This window comes from Gordonia sp. NPDC003376, assembly GCF_053589235.1.
In genome coordinates, this window is the sequence record NZ_JBSFRM010000051.1 from 1,758 (window position 1) to 5,133 (window position 3,376).

Sequence of the window (3,376 nt, forward strand, 5' to 3'; positions counted from 1 at the left end):
TGTAGGTGTTGTTGTAAGTGTTTTAGGGCGTTCGGTGGATGCCTTGGCACCAGGAGCCGATGAAGGACGTGGTAGGCCGCGATAGTCCTCGGGGAGTTGTCAAACGAGCTGTGATCCGAGGGTGTCCGAATGGGGAAACCCAGCACGAGTGATGTCGTGTTACCACCAGCTGAATGTATAGGCTGTGTGGGGGGAACGTGGGGAAGTGAAACATCTCAGTACCCATAGGAAGAGAAAACAATTGTGATTCCGTGAGTAGTGGCGAGCGAAAGCGGATGAGGCTAAACCATGCGCATGTGATACCGGGTAGGGGTTGTGTGTGTGGGGTTGTGGGGTATGTCTTTCCTGATCTACCTGTCAGGACGTGAGTCAGAAAATCGCATGTTAGGTGAAGTGGCCTGGAATGGTCTGCCGTAGACGGTGAGAGTCCGGTAACTGTAAATGTGTGGTCTTGCGTGATGTGTGCCCAAGTAGCAGCGGGCTCGTGGAATCTGCTGTGAATCTGCCGGGACCACCCGGTAAGCCTGAATACTTCCTGGTGACCGATAGCGGACTAGTACCGTGAGGGAAAGGTGAAAAGTACCCCGGGAGGGGAGTGAAATAGTACCTGAAACCGGACGCTTACAATCCGTCAGAGCCTGTGGGTCATTGAGTTGACTGTGGGTGATGGCGTGCCTTTTGAAGAATGAGCCTGCGAGTTAGTGCTCGGTGGCGAGGTTAACCCGTGTGGGGTAGCCGTAGCGAAAGCGAGTCTGAATAGGGCGTTGAGTCGCTGGGTCTAGACCCGAAGCGAAGTGATCTACCCATGGCCAGGGTGAAGCAGCAGTAAGATGTTGTGGAGGCCCGAACCCACTTCAGTTGAAAATGGAGGGGATGAGTTGTGGGTAGGGGTGAAAGGCCAATCAAACTTCGTGATAGCTGGTTCTCCCCGAAATGCATTTAGGTGCAGCGTTGCATGTTTCTTACTGGAGGTAGAGCTACTGGATGGCCGATGGGCCCTACTAGGTTACTGACGTCAGCCAAACTCCGAATGCCGGTAAGTGAGAGTGTGGCAGTGAGACTGCGGGCGATAAGGTTCGTAGTCGAGAGGGAAACAGCCCAGATCGCCGGCTAAGGCCCCTAAGCGTGTACTAAGTGGAAAAGGATGTGGGGTCGCGAAGACAACCAGGAGGTTGGCTTAGAAGCAGCCACCCTTGAAAGAGTGCGTAATAGCTCACTGGTCAAGTGATCCTGCGCCGACAATGTAGCGGGGCTCAAGTACACCGCCGAAGCCGCGGCACTCCACCATGACATCCGCAGTGGTTTACGGACTGCTGTGTAGTGGGTGGGGTGGGTAGGGGAGCGTCCTGCATCCGTGGAAGCGCCGGAGTGATCTAGGTGTGGAGGGTGTGGGAGTGAGAATGCAGGCATGAGTAGCGAAAGCAGAGTGAGAAACTCTGCCGCCGGATGACCAAGGGTTCCTGGGCCAGGCTAATCCGCCCAGGGTGAGTCGGGACCTAAGGCGAGGCCGACAGGCGTAGTCGATGGACAACGGGTTGATATTCCCGTACCCGTGTATCCGCGCCCATGCTGAATCAGTTGTACTAACCATCCAAATCCCAATGGACTGCCTTCGGGTGGCCGGCGGGGGCTGCATGGGACCTTGGCTGGTAGTAGGCAAGCGATGGGGTGACGCAGGAAGGTAGTGGGGCCAGTGAGTGGTTGTACTGGTGTAAGCCTGTAGGGCGAGTGGTTGGTAAATCCGTCACTCATGTGCCTGAGAGGTGATGCGTAGCCGTTGTGGCGAATTCCATGATCCTATGCTGCCGAGAAAAGCCTCTAGTGAGTTGGTACACGGCCCGTACCCCAAACCAACACAGGTGGTCAGGTAGAGAATACTAAGGCGATCGAGAGAACTGTGGTTAAGGAACTCGGCAAAATGCCCCCGTAACTTCGGGAGAAGGGGGACCACGACTGGTGAACACTTTTTCGGTGGGAGCTGGTGGTGGTCGCAGAGACCAGAGAGAAGCGACTGTTTACTAAAAACACAGGTCCGTGCGAAGTCGTAAGACGATGTATACGGACTGACGCCTGCCCGGTGCTGGAAGGTTAAGAGGACCGGTTAGTGGCCTTTGGGTTGCGAAGCTGAGAATTTAAGCCCCAGTAAACGGCGGTGGTAACTATAACCATCCTAAGGTAGCGAAATTCCTTGTCGGGTAAGTTCCGACCTGCACGAATGGCGTAACGACTTCTCTGCTGTCTCAACCACAGACTCGGCGAAATTGCAGTACGAGTAAAGATGCTCGTTACGCGCGGCAGGACGAAAAGACCCCGGGACCTTCACTATAGCTTGGTATTGGTGTTCGGTTCGGTTTGTGTAGGATAGGTGGGAGACTGTGAAGTGGGCACGCTAGTGTTCGTGGAGTCGTTGTTGAAATACCACTCTGATCGTATTGGACTTCTAACCTCGGACCCTGATCGGGTTCAGGGACAGTGCCTGGTGGGTAGTTTAACTGGGGCGGTTGCCTCCCAAAATGTAACGGAGGCGCCCAAAGGTTCCCTCAGCCTGGTTGGCAATCAGGTGTTGAGTGTAAGTGCACAAGGGAGCTTGACTGTGAGACGTACATGTCGAGCAGGGACGAAAGTCGGGACTAGTGATCCGGCACCAACGTGTGGAAGTGGTGTCGCTCAACGGATAAAAGGTACCCCGGGGATAACAGGCTGATCTTCCCCAAGAGTCCATATCGACGGGATGGTTTGGCACCTCGATGTCGGCTCGTCGCATCCTGGGGCTGGAGTAGGTCCCAAGGGTTGGGCTGTTCGCCCATTAAAGCGGCACGCGAGCTGGGTTTAGAACGTCGTGAGACAGTTCGGTCTCTATCCGCCGCGCGCGTGAGAAACTTGAGGAAACCTGTCCCTAGTACGAGAGGACCGGGACGGACGAACCTCTGGTGTGCCAGTTGTTCCGCCAGGAGCATTGCTGGTTGGCTACGTTCGGAAGGGATAACCGCTGAAAGCATCTAAGCGGGAAGCCTGTTCCAAGATGAGGTTTCTTTCCCTCTTGAAGGGTTAAGGCCCCCTACAGATCATGGGGTTGATAGGCCAGAATTGGAAGCCTGGTAACGGGTGGAGGTGACTGGTACTAATCGGCCGAGGACTTACAACAACACTCTTACTGTTTTGATGGTAGAGGTGTGCGCATCCACTATGTACTTCTGAAACAATGCACGCAGATGTTGCGGACGCGTGAGCGTTTGTTTCAGAGAGTTTCGGCGGCTATAGCGGTGGGGAAACGCCCGGTCCCATTCCGAACCCGGAAGCTAAGCTTGCCTGCGCCGATGGTACTGCACTTTAGTCAGTGTGGGAGAGTAGGACACCGCCGAACAATTTTTTGGGG

At 54.9% G+C, this 3,376-nt stretch carries 2 rRNA genes; both read left to right on the forward strand.

The features are described from left to right. Window positions 1-11 precede the first annotated feature (11 nt). Window positions 12-3,145, forward strand: a 23S ribosomal RNA gene (locus ACWDUA_RS25400). Between the two features lie 102 nt (window positions 3,146-3,247). After that, window positions 3,248-3,364, forward strand: a 5S ribosomal RNA gene (rrf, locus tag ACWDUA_RS25405). Window positions 3,365-3,376: the final 12 nt, after the last annotated feature.